This is a genomic window from Pseudoalteromonas sp. MMG012, from assembly GCF_018100875.1.
Taxonomy (GTDB): domain Bacteria; phylum Pseudomonadota; class Gammaproteobacteria; order Enterobacterales; family Alteromonadaceae; genus Pseudoalteromonas; species Pseudoalteromonas aurantia.
On record NZ_JAGJEF010000143.1, the window covers coordinates 1 to 3,616 of the forward strand.

Sequence of the window (3,616 nt, forward strand, 5' to 3'; positions counted from 1 at the left end):
AGGTTACGTATTAGCGCCTATTTTTTCTGGCTCGTGCACGTCGCTGTTTCTTTTCCTCTTCTTTTGCCGCTTTTTTCGCCTCAGCTTGCGCTCTCAATTGGGCCACAACCACTTCTTCACGCTCACGCATTTCTGGCGTTTCCATGGTGATACGACCAATCACCGCATCACGTAATTCATTAATTAAGATTTCTGACATCTTATGGGTATCGACCTGATTACCACCGCGTATACAACCACGCTTTTTACCCGCCATTTCAATGAACTCCCAATCTTGTTCAGGCAACTCATCTATTTTATAGCGTGACTGAAGTAATCTAGGGTACGCCAATAACAAATACTCTGCGGTATAGCTTGCAACTTCTTCATAGTCAATTGCGGTATCTCTGATAGCACCTGTTGCCGCCAATCGGTATCCTGAATTTTCATTCTCTACTTTTGGCCAAAGCATGCCTGGTGTGTCATACAGCATAATACCATCGTCAAGTTTAATGCGTTGCTGCGCTTTAGTCACCGCTGGCTCATTGCCCGTTTTAGCAACAATTCGCCCTGCTAGCGTATTTATTAATGTGGATTTACCCACATTTGGGATCCCCATGATCATGGCTTTAAGCTGTTTATCAATACCCACTTTATGCGGCGCTAACTTTTTACATAGCTCATTTATTTTATACACTTCTGCCGCTTTATCGTGACCAAATGCCACAGCTTTCACACCACTTTCTTGCTCTAAATATTGCATCCACTGCTCAGTCATCACCGGATCTGCCAAGTCTGCCTTATTGAGTATTTTCACCACCGGTTTACCTTCACGTAGCGCAGACACCATTGGGTTTTCACTACTATAGGGAATACGCGCGTCAAGCACCTCAATAATGACATCCATTTGCGGCATAATTTCTTTGATCTCATTGCGCGCTTTGTTCATGTGTCCTGGGAACCACTGGATTGCCATATAGTATTCTCCTGTGTGAAATAGTGATTAGCTCACCATTTTACCTAGATAAGCGCACAATTGCTTTAATTTTGTGTGTTCCAAATCACTATATTTCGTTATCGTTTATTCAACACACTCATTAACTCAACGAGTTTGCTTTCTACAAATATAGTAGTTAGATTAATTGGATCTAAGTAGTGGCAGGTGATTACAGGATATTCATCAAGTAAGTCTTCTCCTTGAATCTCGTACTTGGTTGTCTCAGCCATATGTACAGATTCAATTGGCCCATTCTTACCAGGAAAAATAAACATATTAGAGACACTGTTCTCAGGGTATATTGACTTCACTGCTTTTGCGTAAAAGAACTGCTTAACTAAATCTGGCCAACCAGGTGCAGTTTCTAAACTTTTAGCGCAGTAATATTTAGCATCAATGACTGTAAAGTCCCCTGTTTCGGTGTCTCTAATGACTATATCGGTTCGTTGCCCTTTTCTACTCGCTAACTTCAAATCACCATTTATTTTATAGACAGGCTTAGCTAGCTTCTTGTTTACAGGAAATACGTTTTTAAGCGCTTTTAACAGCATATGCTCCCACATGCCCTCAAACCTTTTTACACCAATAGAAAAGTTACTTTTCTGAAACATATTTTCTAGTTTAAGATAATTAATCAATTGTTTAATCAAGTAAATATCACGATCAGAGTATGCGCGTGTTAACTCACTTTTTAGATGATAAAGCTTCGCATCATTATCCATTAGTGAAGCAGGAACATCGATAAGCTGCTTAGCTATAGCTCCATCATCATCGTTAATTAACCAGCCAACTTTTTGATCTAAATTACGTAAAATTTCAGCATGAATTTTCGCAGTTTCACAGTTGGAATATACTCGTTTAATAGATCCGGCTAACTCTAAGTAAACAGAACTGTCACCAGACATATACGGTATAGATTGCTTAATAGTACGGTTCCAATCTACTTTCCCTGAGTTTACTTTCCTTTCAGATACTCGACGTGTAAAAAGACCGTTGTTGAAGTAGTCTTCAAATAAAGTAAATATTAAACCTAGGTACTCTTGCCCATGAATGCCTTCATCAACGAATTCATCAGCACTTATAGCATTGTCTTTATCATCTAAATAACGTTTAAGTGCTTTCAATAAAGTTGCACATACTTTTTTCGTGCTTGACTCATCGACTTCTACATAGTCACTATTTCGGGGAAGAAATACAGCAATTTGATCGTCAAAGTTAATTAAGCCACAAAACATAACTTTTTGACCATTACCGTAAAGTAACCCCTGCTTATTCAAATTTTGAACTAGCTTCTTGGGCATAGCTTTAACAATACTTTGCCTATCTTCAAATAGATGTAATTTACGCATTTTTAATTACATCTATTCTGGTTGTTCATTTGCGACAACTTCTTGAACTTTTTGCGCTTCGATTAATGCCTCTGATAACTTAGCCTCAAAAATGTCAGAGAAAATAGCCTTACCTTCTCCAAATTGATGTGATAACTGACCGAAAGTACCTGCCACTGATTTATTAAAAATCACATCACGCTTTCCATGACGAAGTACATCATCCCAGAGGTAAACTAATATTTTACCTTTTAGTGTATTATTAGCTTCTTCAATAGTAGTAAGCTCTTCATCGGAAACAAAGCGATGTCCTAAAAGTCGATCTTCAGGTACTTGTAAAGAAGACAAAGTATCATTTACAACTTCAGCAAATACTTTCCAAGGCACTTCAGGCTTTGAACCATCAGCAAACGTAAGTATAAAATTGCCATCACCGGCCAGAGTAAAGTTTATAGGTAAGTATTCGAATAACCAACGTCTCTTAAAAGCAGTGTCCATTGGCATAACTGATTGGTCATTGCTATTCATAGTAGCAAGAATTGACAGGTTGGAAGGCAAGTAAAGCTCATTAAACTTATCTGGCTCTTCTAGGTTTTCTTTAATGTGAAGCAGCATATCGGGATCAGAAGCTTCTATCTTATATTGGCTTTCACCCTGCATATTCCGATCTAGTAACTGAAATATCTCACCAAAAACAGCAGCGGCAGGTGCTCTATTAAGCTCTTCGATGACAAGATAAACATGTTTACCTGTATCATTTAGAGCTTTAATCAACGCCTTAGTGAATGGCCCAGATCTAAACTCATATGAAACTCTCTTCTCTCCATTCGCTTCTACCATCACTGGTTTCAAAACACCTACAAAATCACTATACTGCGTATCAGGATGGAATACTGTTGTATAACGGCAACTGTACTTTGTTATTTGATCTATTAGGTTGCTTTTACCGGTGCCTGGTGCACCATAATAGATTTTATTTTGAGCTTTGAGATTGTTAGCTTTGTAAGCTGTTTTTTGCTCAGTAATGGTATTATCTTTTACCTCGAACTCTTCTATATTCATGTTCGAGAAATAGCTTTTTAGATCAATATCTTGATAAAAAGCATTTATAAGAACTTTTAGCTTTGACGAATTAGCTATAACTAAATTACAAGCTAGTGCGATACTTGATTCATAAACATCACTACGGTCTAAGGTTTTACCTTTTGCAGCTTCAGACTTACGACCCGTTTTTATCCACCAATCACGTTCTGACATAAATTTTATAAAAAAATCTTTTTCTTCTGTGTTAGTAATAAGGCTATCCAAAACT

At 37.8% G+C, this 3,616-nt stretch carries 3 protein-coding genes; all 3 read right to left on the reverse strand.

The genetic code is table 11. The features are described from left to right. Positions 1–10 precede the first annotated feature (10 nt). Positions 11–955, reverse strand: coding sequence for a ribosome biogenesis GTPase YlqF (ylqF, locus tag J8L97_RS22460; protein WP_210996373.1), 945 nt, complete (start codon positions 953–955; stop codon positions 11–13). Positions 956–1,053: 98 nt separating this feature from the next. Next, positions 1,054–2,325 (reverse strand): LlaJI family restriction endonuclease, encoded by a 1,272-nt coding sequence (locus J8L97_RS22465; RefSeq protein ID WP_211052933.1) that lies wholly within the window; start codon positions 2,323–2,325, stop codon positions 1,054–1,056. 12 nt (positions 2,326–2,337) lie between these two features. Continuing rightward, positions 2,338–3,616, reverse strand: a 1,279-nt coding sequence (locus J8L97_RS22470; protein WP_211052935.1) for an McrB family protein, incomplete at its 5' end; no start/stop codon positions are given.